Source organism: Mangrovimonas sp. ST2L15 (genome assembly GCF_001280515.1).
GTDB classification, from domain to species: domain Bacteria; phylum Bacteroidota; class Bacteroidia; order Flavobacteriales; family Flavobacteriaceae; genus Mangrovimonas; species Mangrovimonas futianensis.
Genome location: NZ_LBIQ01000030.1, coordinates 1,911,504 through 1,929,097 on the forward strand (window position 1 = coordinate 1,911,504; position 17,594 = coordinate 1,929,097).

A 17,594-nucleotide genomic window follows, 5' to 3' on the forward strand; every position below is an offset into this window, starting at 1 on the left:
AACAATATAAAATTGTTAAAAGTTAAATTTATTGCTATTTTGGAATAACTAAATTCCAATCTACTAATGAACAAATACTTTTTACTTTCAATTACTCTTTTTTTATCTTTTTTAACCTCTTTTTCGCAATCTAAATTTGATAAGTTTTGGGACTTATTATTATCAAATGAAAGAGAAGATGCTTTTGTTGAATTTAACTCCAAAAAGGATTTAAATCAGTTAGAGGATCTTGTTATCAATGAAATTTTAAGGGTAGAACGTGGAAAACTTTCCCATAATGAGGACTTTTTTGAAAGCTTCTTAAATAAACCTAATTACGACTATTATCTATACGCTTTATGGAAAGAGCCTTTTGTGTTTGATGATTATTTTGATAAAGGATTCAATTCCGAAATCGTAGATAATGTGAATAATGCCTTTGCTAAGGGAAGTGATAACATAGATCTAAGACATGCCCTAACTTATCTGAAATCATTGGTTGAAAGACATAAAAATAATTGGGATACTTACTACCAATTAAACAAAAGTATAGAGGCCATAGGAGAGTGGCAATATTGCGGGGTATTTGAAAACCTGAATGAAAGTGGTTTGGATCGAGTTTATGAGCCTGAATTAAAACCCAATAGTTCAGAATTATTCAATGCGGAAAGTAATGGTAAAGTTAATTGGTACAATTCTTTCAATACAGGAGAGGCTTATCAATTTTTTACCAACCATTCTGAATATGGCTCTGGAGTTCACTATGCTCAAACTTTTTTCAATGCAAAGGAATCCAAAAGAGTTATTTTAAGAGTAGGTAATGGGTCTGCATTTAAAATTTGGTTAAATGATGTTTTGGTTTTGGAAAATAGACAAGATGTAACCACTGAATTAAATGCTTATCAAGTTGAATTGACTATTCCAGAAGGGGATAATAGATTGCTAATTAAGAATGCAGAAAGTTCAAGTGTTAGTTACTTTCAAATTCAATTTATAAAGGATAATCAAGTCGTAAAATTTCCTTTTAGCCAAAAAGTGAACTCCTTCCAAAAAAGCAATTTGAAAGAACTTAATGTTAAGCCTTTAGAAAATAGTTTTGAAACCTATTTTATTAACGAATTAAAAAAGAATCCTAACGATATATTTCTTAAATATTGTCTGATCAATACTTATTTAAGAAATGAGAATTACAAAAAGGCGAAAGAGATTATTTTGCCCTTGTATTCTGAATATCCAAAGAGTTCGTTTTTGCGTAGAATTTTGTTGAAAATCTATTTATTAGAAAAGGATAATACCACCTATACTGAAATTATTGAAAATATTGAATTAGATGATAGTGATTACTACTTTCCTCTTATTCTAAAACTATTGGATTCAGATAAAATGGGAAGGATGAGTTTAAATGAAATGGAAGACTTCCTTAACAAATTAAAAAGTACTATTGATTTAAAGCTAATAGAGGTTTCGGCAGATATTTACTTAAATGCTCGAAATGGTGATAAAATTGCCATGAAGAAGAATTTAGATAAGTTGGTTAAAATTGCCGAGGGGAATCCTAAGCTTACAATGACATATGCACCATTTTATAAATCCGTTTTTAAAGACGAAAAAACAACTCTTAAAATTTTAGAAGATTTAAATGATGAATATTTCTATACCAAAGCCATTTCTTCTCTTTCATCCTATTATGAACAGCAAGGGAATAAAAAAGACGCATTGAATGTATTTTTGAAAAATATAGATGCCTTGGAAAAGGATAATTATTATCTAAGATATTTAATTGATAAAAATCAATCATATCAAAATCATGAGGAGTCGTTAAAGTATATAAATAAAGGACTTGAAAACTACCCTTATTCTTTTAAATTTTTAGAGTACAAGGGTGAATCTTTATTACAATTAGGAAAGAAAGAAGAAGCCATTACTGCCTTCGAAGAATCCTTAAACCATAATCCTAATAATCAAGATTTAAGAAAGAAAATAAAGGATTTAAAAAATGAACCAAACTTATTGGATGGTTTGGTTTTAGAGGATGCTTATACATTTATTTCCGAAAATAAAGGAAAAATAAAGACTAATAATTATGGGTATAATATTTTATTGGATGAAGGCAATATAGAATTGTATCCTGAAGGTGGAGGGGTATACCGTTTTCTAGCTGCTTATGAAATTACTTCAGATTCTGGGATAGAGAATTTTAAGGAATATAATTTGGGTCTATCAGGAAATTATATTCTGATTAAATCTGAAATTGTTAAATCAAATGGTTCCATTGTCCCAGCTGAAAGAAGCGGGTCAAACCTTGTGTTTAACGGTTTATCCATAGGTGATGTTGTCTATGTAGATTATCAAAATACGTTTTCTAGTTCGGGGAGATTTTATAAAGATTATGTAGATTATTTTCAATTTAATTCCTATCATCCAACCAACTATTGCGCGATTAAAATTATTGTACCAAATGCAATACCATTTAACTATAAATTGATTAATGGTGAGGTGCCGTTTAAAAAGGAAACTAATAAAGAATATACACTATATAAATGGGAATTATGGAATGACGATGGTTTGCCGCAAGCTGAGAATTATATGCCATATACCATTGATTTAGCATCAAATCTTCATCTAAGTACGATTCCAGATTGGAATACAATTTCAAATTGGTATTCTGATTTAACGAGGTCTAGAATTGAAATTAATAGTACAGTGAAAGATGCCTTTAGCGAAATTTTTCCTGATGGCTTTGAGCAATTTCAGGAGTTGGAAAGGGCAGAGAAAATATATAAATATATCACTTCCAATTTTACATACAGTCATGTTAGTTTCAAACAAAGTGGATTTGTTCCGCAAAGACCATCCAAAACGATTTTGACCAAATTAGGAGATTGTAAAGATTTTTCCACCTTATTCGTTGCTCTTGGTCACATGGCCAACTTGGATTCTAATTTGATTCTAGTGCTTACATCTGATCATGGTGATAACGCATTAATATTACCTAGTCAAGATTTTAATCATTGTATCGTTAATTTAAAGATTAATAATAAAGTAAGATTTATCGAACTCACCGACAAATATTTACCTTTTGGTTCTTTGCCTACTTCTTTATATAATGCAAATGCACTTGAAATTCCTTATGATAGCAATAACTCAAATGCTCAATATGAATTATTTAAGTTAACCAATTTAGAAAGAAATAAAGGTGTTGTAGAAAATCACTTAAGTTTAAATTTAGGGAACAATTCCTCTTCATTGAAGGTGGAAACCAAAATAAGCGGTCATGTAGCTTCTGGTTATGAGAGCATATTTGTTGAGCCCAACCATGATGTGGTTAAAAAGTCCATTTCCGAACTTTTTGAAGATTCCTTTGAAGGCGATTTTACACTGGATAGTTTAGGAAGTATAGAGACAATTGATAAAAATAAGATGGTGAAGTACACATCATGGATTACATTGAAAAGTAAGCCCAAGACTCTAGGCTCAATGAAAATTATGCAACTGCCTATTGTCTCAAACCCTTATACAAGTGATTTAATTAACGAAAATGAAAGGAATTATCCCATTGAATATTCTAGATACGAGAATGTTGATGAGTATAAAACAACTTATGATATATATCTAGATGAGGGACAGAACTTTCAGGAAATACCTGAAAATATCAATCTATCTTTCAAAAGCCATGTTTACAAATTAACCTTTGAGAAAATAAGTGCTAATCATTTGAAGGCCTATATTTATGCAAAACCTTCTCTAGAAGTAGTTTCTACTAGCGATTACCTTGAGTTTAAAGAATACGTGAAAAAGATATTGGAAGCAGAGAAACAGCTTATTGGTTACAAATAAATTTAATTAATCACTTAGTAATTAACATAATCAACAATCTCTAAACCATAACCTATCATTCCCACTCGTTTGGTCTGCTCACTGTTGGAGACCAAACGAAGTTTGTGGATGTTTAGATCATGAAGAATTTGAGCACCAATACCAAAGTCTTTATTATCCATTTTAATTCCAGGAGCCTTGATAACGTCTTTGGCATTTTGAGCAACTTTTAACTCAGAGAGCCTATTTAATAAATTAGTGGATTGGTTCTGTTGATTTATAAAGATAATGGCACCTTTTCCTACTTCGCTGACTAACTTGAACATGTCGTCCAATTTTTTATCAGCATTGTTAGTTAAGGTTCCTAAAATGTCATTATTTACCAAAGTTGAATTAACTCTTGTTAAGACTGGTTCATCAGCTTTCCAACTTCCTTTAGTAAGTGCAATATGTACTTGGCTATTGGTTGTTTGTTGATATGCTCGCAACCTAAAAGAGCCAAAACGTGTTACAATATCAAAATCTTCTTTCTTTTCAATCAAAGAGTCATGTTGCATTCTATAAGCCACCAAATCTTCAATAGAAACAATTTTAAGATCAAACTTTTTGGCCACTTCCATCAACTGTGGTAAGCGAGCCATAGTCCCATCTTCGTTCATGATTTCAACAATAACTCCACCAGGTTTCAAACCTGCCAATCTTGCAAAATCAATAGCGGCTTCGGTATGGCCAGTTCGCCTTAAAACACCACCTTCTTTAGCTACCAATGGGAATATGTGTCCAGGTCTGGCCAATTCAAAAGGTCTCGTGTCATGATCGATAAGAGCTTTTACGGTTTTAGCTCTATCACTTGCAGAAATACCGGTGGTTACACCTTTACCTCTTAAATCCACCGATACGGTAAAGGCCGTTTCCATAGGGTCGGTATTATTATTGACCATCATATGAAGTTCCAGTTCCTTACAACGTTTTTCAGTCAATGGGGCGCAGATTAATCCACGTCCATGAGTAGCCATGAAATTGATCATTTCTGGAGTTACCATTTCAGCAGCTGCCAAAAAATCACCTTCATTCTCTCGGTCGGCATCATCAACAACAATAATTACCTTGCCATTTCTAATATCTTCAATGGCTTCTTGGATGGTATTTAACTGTATCATAGGACGTTCTAGGGTCAATTCTTCTGTCATGATGCAAAGATATGGCTTATTTTAAACTAACTGAAATGTCTTGATTTATTTTATTTTTTCTAAGAAAGTGACTTAAAGGATAAAATAGGTATCCTAAAATTAAACTGACAGGATTTTTTGAAAAGCTAGATTTGGGCACATGTTTATAAAGCTTAAAACTGACTATGGTCGATACGACATAGTATACAAGACATATAAACAAGGCGATTATCCCCAGTTGCAAGCTTACTAAAGCAAGCTCAGGAAATTTATTGTTTTTCAGAATAAAGAAGAGTGGAACCAAAATGGCAGCCGCGATATAAAAAATAAAACTGAACTTGGAAAAAACAGTAAAATCCTCTTGTAATTTAGTTACCTTAATGACATTTTTTGAATCTATTTTTTCAGGAGCAAGCTCTCTATTAGCCATGATTTCAGCAACTTCATTGGGAAGTTCCTTTCTTGCCTTTTCTTCTTTTGGCTTAATTTTAAGCAGTTTTTTAATGGGTTCAATCAGGTGGTCAAATTCAAACAATCCTCTATCTTGTGTGGCTCTTCTGGTAAGATAGATACTTAAAGGAAACATGATCAATGTTGACACCCAAGGAGCTAAAGCAGGATTCATGGCGCCCCCTTCAGAACTTTCCTTAGCAAAAATCCCAATAAAATGGTAGGTTAAAAATAATAGAATGGCAACTACCATAGGTAAGCCCAATCCTCCTTTTCTGATTAGAGCTCCTAATGGCGCCCCGACAAAAAATAGAATAACACAAGCAAATCCCAATGCGACCTTATCATGGTAAGCTAAGACGTGTTTGTACATCCATATTTTCTTCTGCTTAAAGCCTTCCTTTTTTACTTTGACTATTTGCTTGGTACTTTTTATGGAGTTTGTAGCTAAATCTATCAATTGAACTTTTTTACGGGTATCAAATAAATCCAATATGTCTCCCGTATATATGGTGTCCTTTTTGGCCTTAATTCCCGAATTCATAACAGGTAGATTGGTTCGAGAATATAAGTTCTCAGAAAATTCGCTATGAACTTTAGCAATATCAGTTTTTAAGGAATCAATGGTATAGCTAAGATCCTTCATGCTCAACATGCTGTATTTATTGGAAACTTCTTTTTCATCCATATCCTGATTGTTGAAGCCGGAAAGGTCAATGTTGATGGTATAAGTTTCAAACGAACTCTTAGTCATGGGCCTTTTTTGGCGATCTTTGTAATCTTTGGGTGGGGAATCATCATAAAAATACCCTTCATTAAGAATTAATTTCAAAACATTGGATTCTTCACTTCCTACTAATTCACCATTTTTAGCCACTATAGTAGTATGATTACCTCTACTATTTTTGTTGTTTTTTTTATGAATAAGGACACCATCTAAAAATTGACCACGATCACCAGATTTTTTATCCACCTTAATATTGTAGTCTATGACATCATTAAATTGTCCTTCAGCAATAACCATAGCCGGTTTGAGTTTGGCGATGTTTTTCCTTAGGTTTAAGGAATTATATTCCCCCCACGGAATGACTGTATTTGCAAAAATGAAGGTTAAAAAAGCCAAAAGAACAATAAAGGCACTTAATCCAGCCATGGCTCTTTGTAAGGAAATGCCCGTAGATTTCATGGCGGCAAACTCATAATTCTCTGCAAAGCTTCCAAATACCATGATTGAAGACAAAAGAATGGTTAATGGTAATACCAATGTTACTAATCTTGGGGAGAAATAAATTAAGAATTTACCAACAACCACAATATCCAAATCTTTACCAGCCAACTCCTTGATATATAGCCAAATGGTTTGTAAAACAAAAATCAGCATGAGTATAACGAACACACTGATAAAAGTTTTTAAATAGGTGGTTAATATGTACCTGTCAAGAATTTTCAAAGGGTCAACTAATCCAATCTGTTGATGTAGTAATCTTTGTATTTACTCTCGTCAAAAGTAAATAAGCTTTTTGAAATGGGTTGATTTGTTTTGAAAGAATTAACGGTAAGGGTTGTTTTTGTTCCATTCTTTCCAATTTCCATCAAATTGTAAATGTGTTTGGTTTGGGCATCAATTCCCAATAACACATATTTTATTTCAGATTTAGAATCAATCGGAGTCAATTTTACATATTGAATCTTTCTTCCCTTTACGGTTTGATCGATATCCATTTTATAGGTATAGCCATCCTCATAGAAGGTCAACATTTTATTTGGAGTGATGCTGTTTTCGTCATTGGCATCTTGTTTTGAAATGGTAACTTCTTCATCATCAGGGCTGATGCTGTATAAAGTCTTACCATCATAAATTCTAGTGGCTCCTAAGATGTTTAATCGGTATTTGTTTCCTTGTAAAACTACATCACCTCGCGTTTCTTGGTTGATGTTTTCTGAAAGGTTTTCCAGGGCATATTTAAAATCCAAACTGATGTTCTCATAGCTTTTAGCCTTTTTGGATACTTCATCAAGAAGCGCTTTGGCTTTACTGTCTTGTGCAAATCCAAGAGTACCAATTAAAAGGGCTAAAATGAGGGTTAAATGTTTCATGTTGTATTGTTTCTCTTTAACTATTTTCTTCGTTTAAAAACTGCTCTAAAGCAATTAAATCAGGAACTAAAACTTGTCTCGCTTTACTTCCTTCAAATCCACCAACGATACCTGCGGCTTCTAGCTGATCGATGATTCTACCAGCGCGATTGTACCCCAATTTCAGTTTACGTTGTAACAAGGAGGCTGATCCCTGTTGGGCGGTTACAATGATTTCTGCAGCCTCACGGAATAGGTCGTCGCGGTCGCCCAAATCTATATCAATACTTGTGCCACTTTCTTCCCCTACATATTCTGGCAGAAGGTAGGCATCAGGGTAGGCTTTTTGTGACCCAATAAATTCTGTGATTTGCTCCACTTCCGGAGTATCCACAAAGGCACATTGCAGTCTAATCATATCATTACCCTGGGTATATAACATATCTCCACGACCAATAAGTTGGTCTGCTCCCGAGCCATCTAAAATGGTTCTGGAATCTATTTTTGAAGTCACCCTGAATGCTATTCTGGCAGGGAAATTGGCTTTAATGATACCCGTAATCACATTTACAGAAGGTCTTTGAGTAGCAATAATTAAGTGAATACCAATGGCTCTAGCTAACTGTGCCAAACGGGCTATAGGGGTTTCTACCTCCTTGCCAGCAGTCATAATTAAATCTGCAAATTCGTCAACCACTAAAACAATGTAAGGTAAGAACCTATGACCATCATTCGGGTTTAGTTTTCTGGCTTTAAATTTGGCGTTGTATTCAGCAATATTTCTACAAAGGGCATTTTTTAGTAACTCATAACGGTTATCCATTTCAATACAAAGGGAATTCAATGTATTGATTACCTTGGTGTTGTCTGTTATGATGGCATCTTCAGAGTCAGGTAGTTTCGCTAGATAATGACGTTCAATTTTATTAAAAAGCGTTAATTCCACCTTTTTAGGGTCAACCAAAACAAATTTAACCTCTGCCGGATGTTTTTTATACAATAGGGAGGTCAAAACAGCATTTAAACCTACCGATTTTCCTTGACCTGTCGCACCAGCCATTAACATGTGTGGCATTTTTGCTAAATCAACAACAAAGGTTTCGTTGCTAATTGTTTTTCCAAGAGCAATAGGAAGTTGCATTTCCGATTTTTGGAACTTTTGGGATGCAATAACCGATCGCATGGAAACGATGGTTGAGTTTTTATTGGGTACCTCAATACCTATAGTTCCTTTTCCAGGTATTGGGGCAATAATTCGAATTCCTAATGCTGAAAGAGACAAGGCAATGTCATCTTCCAAGTTTTTGATTTTGGAAATTCGCACTCCCGCTTCGGGAACAATTTCATAAAGCGTTACAGTTGGTCCAATTGTAGCCTTAATACTTGAAATGCCAATTTTGTAATTGTTTAGAGTCTCAACGATACGATTCTTGTTTTCCTCTAATTCCTCTTGATTGATGGTAATTCCTTCAGATTCATATTTCTTCAATAGATCCAGAGAAGGGAATTGATATTTGCTTAATTCAAGGGTAGGGTCAAATTGCCCAAAATCTTCAACTAATTTATTTGCCAAATTGTCCGTCTCGGCTTCTTCCTCTTCATGTTCCTCAACTTCAATAGTTACTTCATTTTCATGAGACTGTGTTTCTTCTTTGATGGGCTCAACTTGCTTAAGAACTGGCTCAGGAATTTCTTCCGTTTGTTTTTCTTCCTTGCTTGTTTCTACAGATAAGTCAAAAGCAGATTTAATATCTTCAGCTTCAGCAGTTAAATCATTATCAATAATCGGGGTGTCCGTATTATTTTCAGAAACCGGGAATTCTTCTTTTATTTCTTTTTTGGCAGAAGTAAATAGGTTTCCAATAGTTTCGGCAGTAACCCTAAACCTAATGGCTAAATAAATAATAAAGCCAAAAACCAATAGTAGGATTGTGCCAACTTTACCTAAATAATCCTGTATAAACGTATTCACTTCATATCCAATGGTTCCACCCAAAATATCTATATGACTGGTAAAAAAACCGAGAGCAATAGAGAACCATATCACTAAATAGGTGCCCCAGAACCAATATTTTTTCAGTTTGGCTTTGTTGGAGTCCAAAACGACATATACTCCGGAGAGAAAAATAAGACCAGCGAAAATAAAGGATGAAACCCCAAATCCTTTTCTGATGAAAAACTCACTCAACCAAGCGCCAGTTTTACTGGCCCAGTTTTTTGTTTTCACCTCTCTAGAAGCAAATTCAGATAGCGTACTTTGATCTGCATTCCCGGTAAAGAAATAGGATATAAAGGCAACAAAAAGCAAAATACCCAAAATGATTAAAAAGCTACCAAACACCAATTTTTGCTGACTAGATAACTTGAAACTAGGCGCTTTAAATTTTGGTTTCGTGGTTGTTTTAGACTTGGTTTTCTTCTTAGCCATTCATGGGTGCTTATATGGGCAAAAATACAAATTACTCGGGTTATTCCTAAAGTTAAGAAATTTAAAAAATCTTAGGGAAATATATAAAACAACCAACAATTATAGCTGTAATAGCAAAAATAAAAACAGCCCCTGCTGCTAAATCTTTTATGAGTCCAATTTTATGGTGAATTTGTGGATGTACAAAATTGGCGATTTCTTCTATGGCGGTATTTATTCCTTCTATGGATATGATGATGCCTATAGTTAATGTTTGTATCATCCATTCTGTTGCAGATAAGTCAAATACAAAACCTAAGATGGTCATGATAATGCCAATAAACACTTGAATTTGGATACTGGATTCTGTTGTTACCAGAATCCAAGCGCCCTTAAAAGCGTACTTAATACTTTTTAATCTATTTATTAAAAGAGATTCCTTTTTATCCATTCTTATAAAAATGTACTTCTGAAGGTTTCGATACCTAATGAAATAGTTTTAGGAAGTTAAAAGTAGCAATAAATAAAAGGAAGGGTAAATGCTTTGGTGTAATATTTCATAAAAAAGGCTCCAAAGAATAATCCAAGGAGCCTTCAAGCATTACTATTAATTAGTAACTAGGGATATATCAATTGTCTATGGAACCCATAACACGTTTCATAAACGCATTTAAAGCTTCTTTTTTAGGCGTTCCACTCTTGATCATTTTGTTAACCTCTACAGCTCCATACATATTGGAAATTAATTCTCCAATAACATCAAGCTCCTCGTCCTTTAGTGATGGGACCTCGGTTAAAGCTTCAAGTGTTTCAATGGTTTCAACAACGTAATCTTCGTCGTTTTCTTCAATGAATTGGGTTAAATGTTTAATAACAGGTAATTTCATAATTATTTCACTTGATCAACCAATTCTTTCAATACTTCAAATTTATTTGTTTGCGTTTGTTCTACAAACGTACCATTTTTGAACGTAGCAAACGTAGGTAAATTATCTACAGTAGCCAATTTTCTTGACTCAGGAAATTTTTCTGCATCTGCAATTACAAATGCCATTGTTTCATTTTCTGTAGCCAATTTTTTAAACTTAGGCTTCATAATTCTACAGTTTCCACACCAAGTGGCAGAATACTGTACAACTACAGTGTCATTTTGTGAAATGATTTCCTGTAAATTATCTTGATTTAATTCCTGTACCATAATTTAAGGGGATTTAACTCCCCAAGTTCATAAATAGGAACTTGGGGAACAATTTATTAAAATTAAATGAAGTTTAATTAGTGTGAAGCTAAATAAGAAGCAACACCATCTCTGTTGGCGTTCATAGCATCTTTACCTTCTTCCCAGTTTGCTGGACAAACCTCACCTTTTTCTTGAACGTGGGTTAAAGCATCTACTAATCTTAGGTATTCACCAACATTTCTACCTAGTGGCATGTTGTTGATGCTCTCATGTTGAACAACTCCTTCTTCATCGATGATGTAAGTAGCTCTATAAGTCACATTATCACCTTCAACCGTTACAACTCCAGTTTCTTCGTTGTAAGTTTCGTTAGTGATATCCAAAATACCTAAAGTAGAAGCAAGGTTTCTGTTAGAATCTGCTAAGATTGGGTAAGTAACACCTTCGATACCACCATTATCTTTAGCCGTGTTTAACCATGCAAAGTGAACTTCAGGAGTGTCACAAGAAGCACCAATTACAATAGTGTTTCTCTTTTCAAATTCTCCTATAGCTGCTTGGAATGCGTGTAATTCTGTTGGACAAACAAAGGTAAAGTCCTTTGGATACCAAAACAAAACTACTTTTTTGTTGTTGTTGATAGCTTCTTCAAGAACATTGACTTTGAAAGTATCGCCCATTTCATTCATGGCGTCAACGTTTAAATTTGGGAATTTTTTTCCTACAAATGACATATGTATAATGTTTAAGATTTTACAATTAATTTCTAATGCAAAACTACTCAATCATTGAGGGAAATTACTATAACAATTTATTATATATTCTTATTACAAAATAGGTTTCAGATATCGCAATAATAAAGAGGCGGTTAAATTATTAATAGTTTAATTTTTATCATTAAAAACTATGCAATTTGTAATTAATATGTGAAAGTCTTGATTATTTATTATAGCTTGCCGGTAGCTTGTTTAATTTTAATTTGGAAACCAGCAAATATCAAAGTCATTATAGGGCTTAACCAGTTAAAAATGGCATAGTAGGCATAATGAGCTACATCTACACCTAGTACACTACTTTGGTAGGCGCCGCAAGTATTCCAGGGAACTAAGACAGAGGTTACCGTTCCAGAATCTTCCAAAGTTCTACTTAAGTTTTCAGGGGCTAGACCTTTGTCATCATAGGCTTTTTTAAACATTTTACCAGGAACGACCAATGCTAAGTATTGATCTGAAGCCGTAGCATTCAGAGCTAAACAGCTTGCTACAGTACTGGCAAACAACCCGAAAGTTGATGAAGCCAAACTTAGTAATGCTTTACTGATTCTAGCTAAAGCTCCAATAGCATCCATGACGCCTCCAAAAACCATGGCACAAATAATTAACCAAATGGTTCCCAGCATGCCTTCCATACCGCTAGAGCTGAATAGATCATTTAATTCGGCACTTGAAGTTTCTACAGATCCTCCAACGGTAATAGCATTCATAACACCTTTGTATGCTGATTCAAAAGTAAGGCTTTCTGCTCCTGCTAAATGTGTTACAATTTGAGGTTGTGCAATTAAAGCGGTAATACCACCTAATAAAGTTCCTACAAGTAGAGCGATTAAAGGTGGTGTTTTTTTGATAATCATAAATATGACTAAAACTGGGACAACAAACAACCAAGGTGAAATATTGAATGCCCCATCAATTGCAGTCAGTTTATCTGTTACATTGGCGGTACCGTGGGTGTCCAAATTCAAACCAATAATGATAAAAACAATGAGAGTAATAGTAATAGTTGGAACCGTGGTCAGGGCCATGTATTTTATGTGCTCAAACAACCCAGCTCCAGCCATGGCAGGAGCTAAATTTGTTGTATCACTTAAAGGAGACATTTTATCTCCAAAATAAGCACCAGATAAAACGGCTCCAGCGGTCATCCCTGCAGAGATACCCAATGTATTCCCAATACCAATTAAGGCTATACCAACTGTCGCAGAAGTGGTCCAACTACTTCCCGTGGCTATGGATATAATGGCACAAATAATAACACTGGCAGCCAAAAATATGGTTGGATTTAATATTTGCAGTCCATAATAAATCATGGAAGGAATAATGCCGCTAATAAGCCAGGTTCCAGCCAAAGCTCCTACCATTAATAAAATGAGTATAGCACCTGATGTCGATTTTATGTTTTCGGCAACTTCTTCGAGCATTTGCTCATAGGATACTTTATTGAAAAAACCTACTATGGCGGCTACTGCTGCTCCTAATAAAAGAATGAACTGATTGCTTCCGCTAAGGGCATCATCACCAAAAACAAAAAAGACATTGTAAAACAACATGGCCACCAAGGCAAATACTGGAATTAAGGCTTCCCATATATTGAGTTCCTTGTTTTCAACTATATGTTCGTCTTCTGGATGTCTAGGTTTGATGTTTTGGCTTTCCATTTAGTTATGTTAGAATTTTTGAGTTGTAATGTTACGATTTTCAAAAAAGCTATGCAAATTCAAAAAAAAACACCCGATTTTAAATCGGGTGTTTTAAGTTGGTTGTAGTTTGTTGGGTTTTATAAAATGTTTAGATCGGTCATGCAGGACTTCATTAACGTATAAGTTCTTTCAATATCGGCATCCAATCCTATTGAAAATCGTATCAAACCATCGCTCAATCCCATATCTTTTTGCTCTTCTTCTGGAATTTCAGAAGAAGTTGATGTTCCAGGAGCAGAGAATAGAGTTTTGTAGAATCCTAAACTAACGGCTAAATACCCTAAATTTTTGGTTTGCATTAATTCCATTAATTCGTTTGCTTTTTCCAAGGATCCCACATCAACCGTCATCATGCCTCCAAAACCATAAGTTTCGTTCATCATGGATTTAAATAACTCATGTGACGGGTGCGACTCTAACCCAGGATAAACGGTTTTTAGACCATCTACTTCAAACTTTTGAGCCAGATACATAGCATTTTTGCTGTGTTGTTGCATTCTGATATGAAGGGTTCTTAAATTCTTTAAAATGGAAGCGGCTCTAAGGCTGTCCATAGTAGATCCTAATAGCATGCATGCCCCATCATTAACGTTTCTTAAGTTATCAATAAACTCTTGGGTCCCGCAAACGACACCACCCACAGTATCAGAAGCGCCATTAATGAATTTGGTTAAACTGTGAATTACAATATCTGCCCCAAGTTTGGCGGGTGAAATGCTAAGCGGGGAAAAGGTATTATCGACAACCAATTTTAATCCGTGCTTTTTAGCCAATTCCGAAAGACCCTTAATATTAGCAACTTCAAGTAAAGGGTTGCTCACGCTTTCGCAGTAAAGGATTTTTGTGTTGGGTTTGATGGCAGCTTCAACCACATCCAATTTAGTGATGTCCACAAAAGTGGTCTCTATTTGTAATTTTGGTGTGAAGTTTTTCAAGAATGCATAAGTCCCGCCGTAAATAGTTCTACTGGAAACAACGTGATCTCCAGCTCCACAAAGTTGTAGGATTACAGGCGTAATAGCTCCCATGCCAGATGCTGTAACATTGGCAGTCTCTGTTCCCTCCATAGCAGATAAAGCTTCACCTAAATATAGGTTGGAAGGAGAAGAGTGTCTGGAATAAAGGTAGCATCCATCAGCATTACCTTCAAAGGTATCAAACATGGTTTTGGCCGATAGAAAGGTGTAGGTTGAGGAGTCTGAGATAGACGGGTTTACACCGCCAAATTCTCCAAAATATTGTAAATCTTGTATGTTGTTTGCAGGTTTAAATGCCATTGTATATAGTTTTTAATTAGTCAAAATTCATAAAATGAAGACTAAAAATCAATGTATATGATGTTATTTAGAAAATAACACTATATTTAATGTGTATTGTAGATATTTTATTTAAAGTACATAGCTACCAAATGATTTATTAGAAAAATTTTCAAAACATGGAATTTGACAAAATTGATAGGGAATTATTGAAATTGCTTCAGGAAGATTGTAAATTAACAAACAAACAATTGTCCTTGAAATTAAACCTGTCGGTTACGGCAGTTTATGAACGCATTAAAAAGTTAGAAAAAAATGAGGTCATCAAAAAGTATGTGGCCTTGGTTAATAAAGAAAAAATTAATAAATCTTTTGTTGCCTTTTGCCACATCAAACTCACTCAGCATTCACACGATTTTGTAGTTGATTTTGAAAAGAATGTAGCGACTTTACAAGAGGTGGTGGAGTGTTTTCATATTAGTGGAGATTATGATTATCTGTTAAAAGTGGTGGTGGCTGATATGGCTGAGTTTAGAGAGTTCATGGTCGATAAACTGACATCCATCAAACATATAGGAAGCACCCACAGTATGTTTGTTATCAATGAAGTGAAGCATACTACGGCTGTAAATATTTAAATTATGAAAGAAAAAACCTTTAGGCTCATCGAGTTTTTTATTCTGTTTGTGATTTTTCCAGTAAGCTTTGCCATGGATTATCCGGTTGCAATAAAGGTGAGTTTGGGTGTTTTAGGTTTTTTATATGTGTTGTGGGTGATGATTAAACTTGAAGGAGTAACTTTCTTTATTCAAAAGGAAATTCATTGGGGTGTTTTTATAAAGCGTACTCTTGTTAAGTTTTTTGTCCTTGCCGTATTTACAATCTTATTTGTGCTTCTAACCGATAGAGAGCGTTTATTTACTTTTATGATGGAAAAACCACTATACTGGTTTTTGTTCACTTTGGTTTATATCCTTTTCTCGGTATATCCTCAGGAGCTTTTATATCGAACGTTTTTCTTTAAAAGGTATTCTGATTTTTTCAAGAGTGAAGCCCTCCTGATTTTTATGAATTCCATTCTATTTTCTTTGGCTCATTTATTCTTTAGAAATACCATGGTTCATGTCCTTACTTTTATTGGTGGAGTCATCTTTGCGCTGACTTACCAAAGAACCAAATCCACTTTATTGGTCTCGATTGAGCATGCCTTGTATGGTAGTTGGTTATTTATGGTTGGAATGGGAGGTATGTTAGGATTTCCTACCTAATAAGTATAAAAAATTAGCAAAGCATATTTCGGTATTTGGAATTCAAAATTGTATTTTTGTTACCGTTTTATTTCAAATTAATCAAAACCTTTCTTATGAATTCATACGATGTAGCTGTAATAGGTTCTGGACCTGGTGGTTATGTGGCCGCAATACGATGTGCCCAACTAGGAATGAAAACTGCTATCATAGAAAAATATTCCACACTTGGTGGTACTTGCTTAAATGTAGGATGTATCCCGAGTAAAGCGCTTTTAGATTCGTCCCATCATTATGAAGATGCTGTCAAGCATTTTGAAGACCACGGAATAGATATTCCAGGGGAAATCAAAGTCAATCTTGAAAAAATGGTTGCTAGAAAACAATCTGTGGTAGATCAAACTACTGGCGGTATTGATTTCTTGATGAAGAAGAATAATATAGATGTTTATCAGGGAATTGGAAGCTTTAAAGATGCAACCCATATCGTTATTTCAGGAGAGAAGGAAGAAGAAATTGAAGCTAAAAACACGATTGTCGCTACAGGAAGTAAACCTTCAAGTTTACCATTCATAAGCATTGACAAAGAGCGTGTTATAACATCAACTGAAGCATTGAAGCTTAAAGAGGTTCCAAAACATCTTATTGTAATTGGTGGTGGTGTTATTGGTTTGGAATTAGGTCAAGTTTATAAGCGTTTAGGAGCTGAAGTAACTGTCGTGGAGTATATGGATCGCATTATCCCAACTATGGATAGCGGGTTATCCAAGGAGCTTAATAAAGTGTTGAAGAAACAAAAATTCACCATCAATAACTCTCACAAAGTCAAATCTGTTGAAAGAGTAGGAGATGAAGTGGTTGTGAAGGCAGATAATAAAAAGGGTGAAGAAGTTGAATTAAGAGGAGACTATTGTTTGGTATCTGTTGGTAGACGACCATTTACTGATGGTTTGAATGCTGAAGCCGCTGGAGTAAAAATCACTGATAGAGGTCAAATAGAAGTGAATGATCACCTTCAAACAAGTGCATCTAATATTTATGCGATTGGTGATGTGGTTAAAGGCGCAATGTTGGCACATAAGGCCGAAGAAGAAGGTGTTTTTGTAGCTGAAACAATAGCCGGACAAAAGCCACATATTGATTATAATTTAATTCCTGGTGTGGTTTATACTTGGCCAGAAGTGGCTGCTGTAGGTCAAACCGAGGAGCAATTAAAAGATAAAGGCGTTGCCTATAAAGTGGGACAATTTCCTATGAGAGCTTTGGGTAGATCTAGAGCCAGTATGGATTTGGATGGTTTTGTAAAAATACTTGCGGATAAATCTACAGATGAAATCCTTGGGGTACACATGATTGGTGCCCGTGCAGCTGATATGATTGCTGAAGCTGTAGTGGCTATGGAGTATAGAGCATCTGCAGAGGATGTATCAAGAATGAGTCATGCACACCCAACATTTACAGAAGCAATAAAAGAAGCAGCTTTAGCGGCTACTGACGATAGAGCCTTACATGTTTAAATAAAATTAATTGTCATTCTG

Annotated in this window: 14 protein-coding genes; 4 read left to right on the top strand and 10 right to left on the bottom strand. The window is 34.7% G+C overall.

The window, feature by feature from the left end; translation table 11 throughout:
- Positions 1 to 66 precede the first annotated feature (66 nt).
- A complete protein-coding gene (locus tag ZA07_RS12480) occupies positions 67 to 3,816 on the top strand; it encodes a tetratricopeptide repeat protein (protein ID WP_053971998.1) in 3,750 nt (1,249 codons plus the stop codon).
- 14 nt (positions 3,817 to 3,830) lie between these two features.
- Here the strand turns inward: ZA07_RS12480 and ribB are convergent, their stop codons facing one another.
- From ribB to ZA07_RS12530, 10 genes are all read right to left on the bottom strand, one after another.
- On the bottom strand, positions 3,831 to 4,985 hold the full coding sequence (ribB, locus tag ZA07_RS12485) for a 3,4-dihydroxy-2-butanone-4-phosphate synthase (RefSeq protein WP_053971999.1): 1,155 nt from the start codon (positions 4,983 to 4,985) through the stop codon (positions 3,831 to 3,833).
- A 16-nt stretch (positions 4,986 to 5,001) separates the two neighbouring features.
- Positions 5,002 to 6,864 (bottom strand): LptF/LptG family permease, encoded by a 1,863-nt coding sequence (locus ZA07_RS12490; RefSeq protein ID WP_082316578.1) that lies wholly within the window; start codon positions 6,862 to 6,864, stop codon positions 5,002 to 5,004.
- Between the two features lie 8 nt (positions 6,865 to 6,872).
- Entirely contained in the window at positions 6,873 to 7,511 is a 639-nt protein-coding gene (locus ZA07_RS12495; protein WP_053972001.1) for an outer membrane lipoprotein carrier protein LolA, read from the bottom strand.
- Positions 7,512 to 7,527: 16 nt separating this feature from the next.
- Entirely contained in the window at positions 7,528 to 9,918 is a 2,391-nt protein-coding gene (locus ZA07_RS12500; protein WP_053972002.1) for a DNA translocase FtsK, read from the bottom strand.
- Positions 9,919 to 9,979: 61 nt separating this feature from the next.
- Positions 9,980 to 10,348, bottom strand: a complete 369-nt coding sequence (locus ZA07_RS12505; protein ID WP_053972003.1) for a diacylglycerol kinase — start codon at positions 10,346 to 10,348, stop codon at positions 9,980 to 9,982.
- 178 nt (positions 10,349 to 10,526) lie between these two features.
- Positions 10,527 to 10,784 carry a hypothetical protein gene (locus ZA07_RS12510; protein ID WP_053972004.1) on the bottom strand — a complete coding sequence of 86 codons (258 nt, stop codon included), beginning with the start codon at positions 10,782 to 10,784 and terminating at the stop codon, positions 10,527 to 10,529.
- 2 nt (positions 10,785 to 10,786) lie between these two features.
- Positions 10,787 to 11,095 (bottom strand): co-chaperone YbbN, encoded by a 309-nt coding sequence (locus ZA07_RS12515; RefSeq protein WP_053972005.1) that lies wholly within the window; start codon positions 11,093 to 11,095, stop codon positions 10,787 to 10,789.
- 77 nt (positions 11,096 to 11,172) lie between these two features.
- Entirely contained in the window at positions 11,173 to 11,811 is a 639-nt protein-coding gene (locus ZA07_RS12520; RefSeq protein WP_053972006.1) for a peroxiredoxin, read from the bottom strand.
- Between the two features lie 212 nt (positions 11,812 to 12,023).
- Positions 12,024 to 13,511: a Na+/H+ antiporter NhaC gene (gene nhaC / locus ZA07_RS12525; protein ID WP_053972007.1), complete on the bottom strand. Its 1,488-nt coding sequence runs from the start codon at positions 13,509 to 13,511 to the stop codon at positions 12,024 to 12,026.
- A gap of 119 nt (positions 13,512 to 13,630) precedes the next feature.
- A complete protein-coding gene (locus tag ZA07_RS12530; protein ID WP_053972008.1) occupies positions 13,631 to 14,830 on the bottom strand; it encodes an aminotransferase class I/II-fold pyridoxal phosphate-dependent enzyme in 1,200 nt (399 codons plus the stop codon).
- Positions 14,831 to 14,988: 158 nt separating this feature from the next.
- Between ZA07_RS12530 and ZA07_RS12535 the strand changes: the two genes are divergently transcribed.
- The 3 genes from ZA07_RS12535 to lpdA all read left to right on the top strand — a co-directional run bounded on the left by ZA07_RS12535 (position 14,989) and on the right by lpdA (position 17,573).
- Complete coding sequence (locus tag ZA07_RS12535; RefSeq protein ID WP_053972009.1) at positions 14,989 to 15,447, top strand: Lrp/AsnC family transcriptional regulator; 459 nt, start codon at positions 14,989 to 14,991, stop codon at positions 15,445 to 15,447.
- 3 nt (positions 15,448 to 15,450) lie between these two features.
- Positions 15,451 to 16,077, top strand: coding sequence for a CPBP family intramembrane glutamic endopeptidase (locus tag ZA07_RS12540; protein ID WP_053972010.1), 627 nt, complete (start codon positions 15,451 to 15,453; stop codon positions 16,075 to 16,077).
- 95 nt (positions 16,078 to 16,172) lie between these two features.
- Positions 16,173 to 17,573 carry a dihydrolipoyl dehydrogenase gene (lpdA, locus tag ZA07_RS12545; protein ID WP_053972143.1) on the top strand — a complete coding sequence of 467 codons (1,401 nt, stop codon included), beginning with the start codon at positions 16,173 to 16,175 and terminating at the stop codon, positions 17,571 to 17,573.
- Positions 17,574 to 17,594 lie beyond the last annotated feature (21 nt).

Bases quoted from the DNA above. Each gene is read 5' to 3' on its own strand.
- ZA07_RS12480 (WP_053971998.1), top strand. From the start codon at position 67: ATGAACAAATACTTTTTACTTTCAATTACTCTTTTTTTATCTTTTTTA.
- ribB (WP_053971999.1), bottom strand. From the start codon at position 4,985: ATGACAGAAGAATTGACCCTAGAACGTCCTATGATACAGTTAAATACC.
- ZA07_RS12495 (WP_053972001.1), bottom strand. From the start codon at position 7,511: ATGAAACATTTAACCCTCATTTTAGCCCTTTTAATTGGTACTCTTGGA.
- ZA07_RS12500 (WP_053972002.1), bottom strand. From the start codon at position 9,918: ATGGCTAAGAAGAAAACCAAGTCTAAAACAACCACGAAACCAAAATTT.
- ZA07_RS12505 (WP_053972003.1), bottom strand. From the start codon at position 10,348: ATGGATAAAAAGGAATCTCTTTTAATAAATAGATTAAAAAGTATTAAG.
- ZA07_RS12510 (WP_053972004.1), bottom strand. From the start codon at position 10,784: ATGAAATTACCTGTTATTAAACATTTAACCCAATTCATTGAAGAAAAC.
- ZA07_RS12515 (WP_053972005.1), bottom strand. From the start codon at position 11,095: ATGGTACAGGAATTAAATCAAGATAATTTACAGGAAATCATTTCACAA.
- ZA07_RS12520 (WP_053972006.1), bottom strand. From the start codon at position 11,811: ATGTCATTTGTAGGAAAAAAATTCCCAAATTTAAACGTTGACGCCATG.
- nhaC (WP_053972007.1), bottom strand. From the start codon at position 13,511: ATGGAAAGCCAAAACATCAAACCTAGACATCCAGAAGACGAACATATA.
- ZA07_RS12530 (WP_053972008.1), bottom strand. From the start codon at position 14,830: ATGGCATTTAAACCTGCAAACAACATACAAGATTTACAATATTTTGGA.
- ZA07_RS12535 (WP_053972009.1), top strand. From the start codon at position 14,989: ATGGAATTTGACAAAATTGATAGGGAATTATTGAAATTGCTTCAGGAA.
- ZA07_RS12540 (WP_053972010.1), top strand. From the start codon at position 15,451: ATGAAAGAAAAAACCTTTAGGCTCATCGAGTTTTTTATTCTGTTTGTG.
- lpdA (WP_053972143.1), top strand. From the start codon at position 16,173: ATGAATTCATACGATGTAGCTGTAATAGGTTCTGGACCTGGTGGTTAT.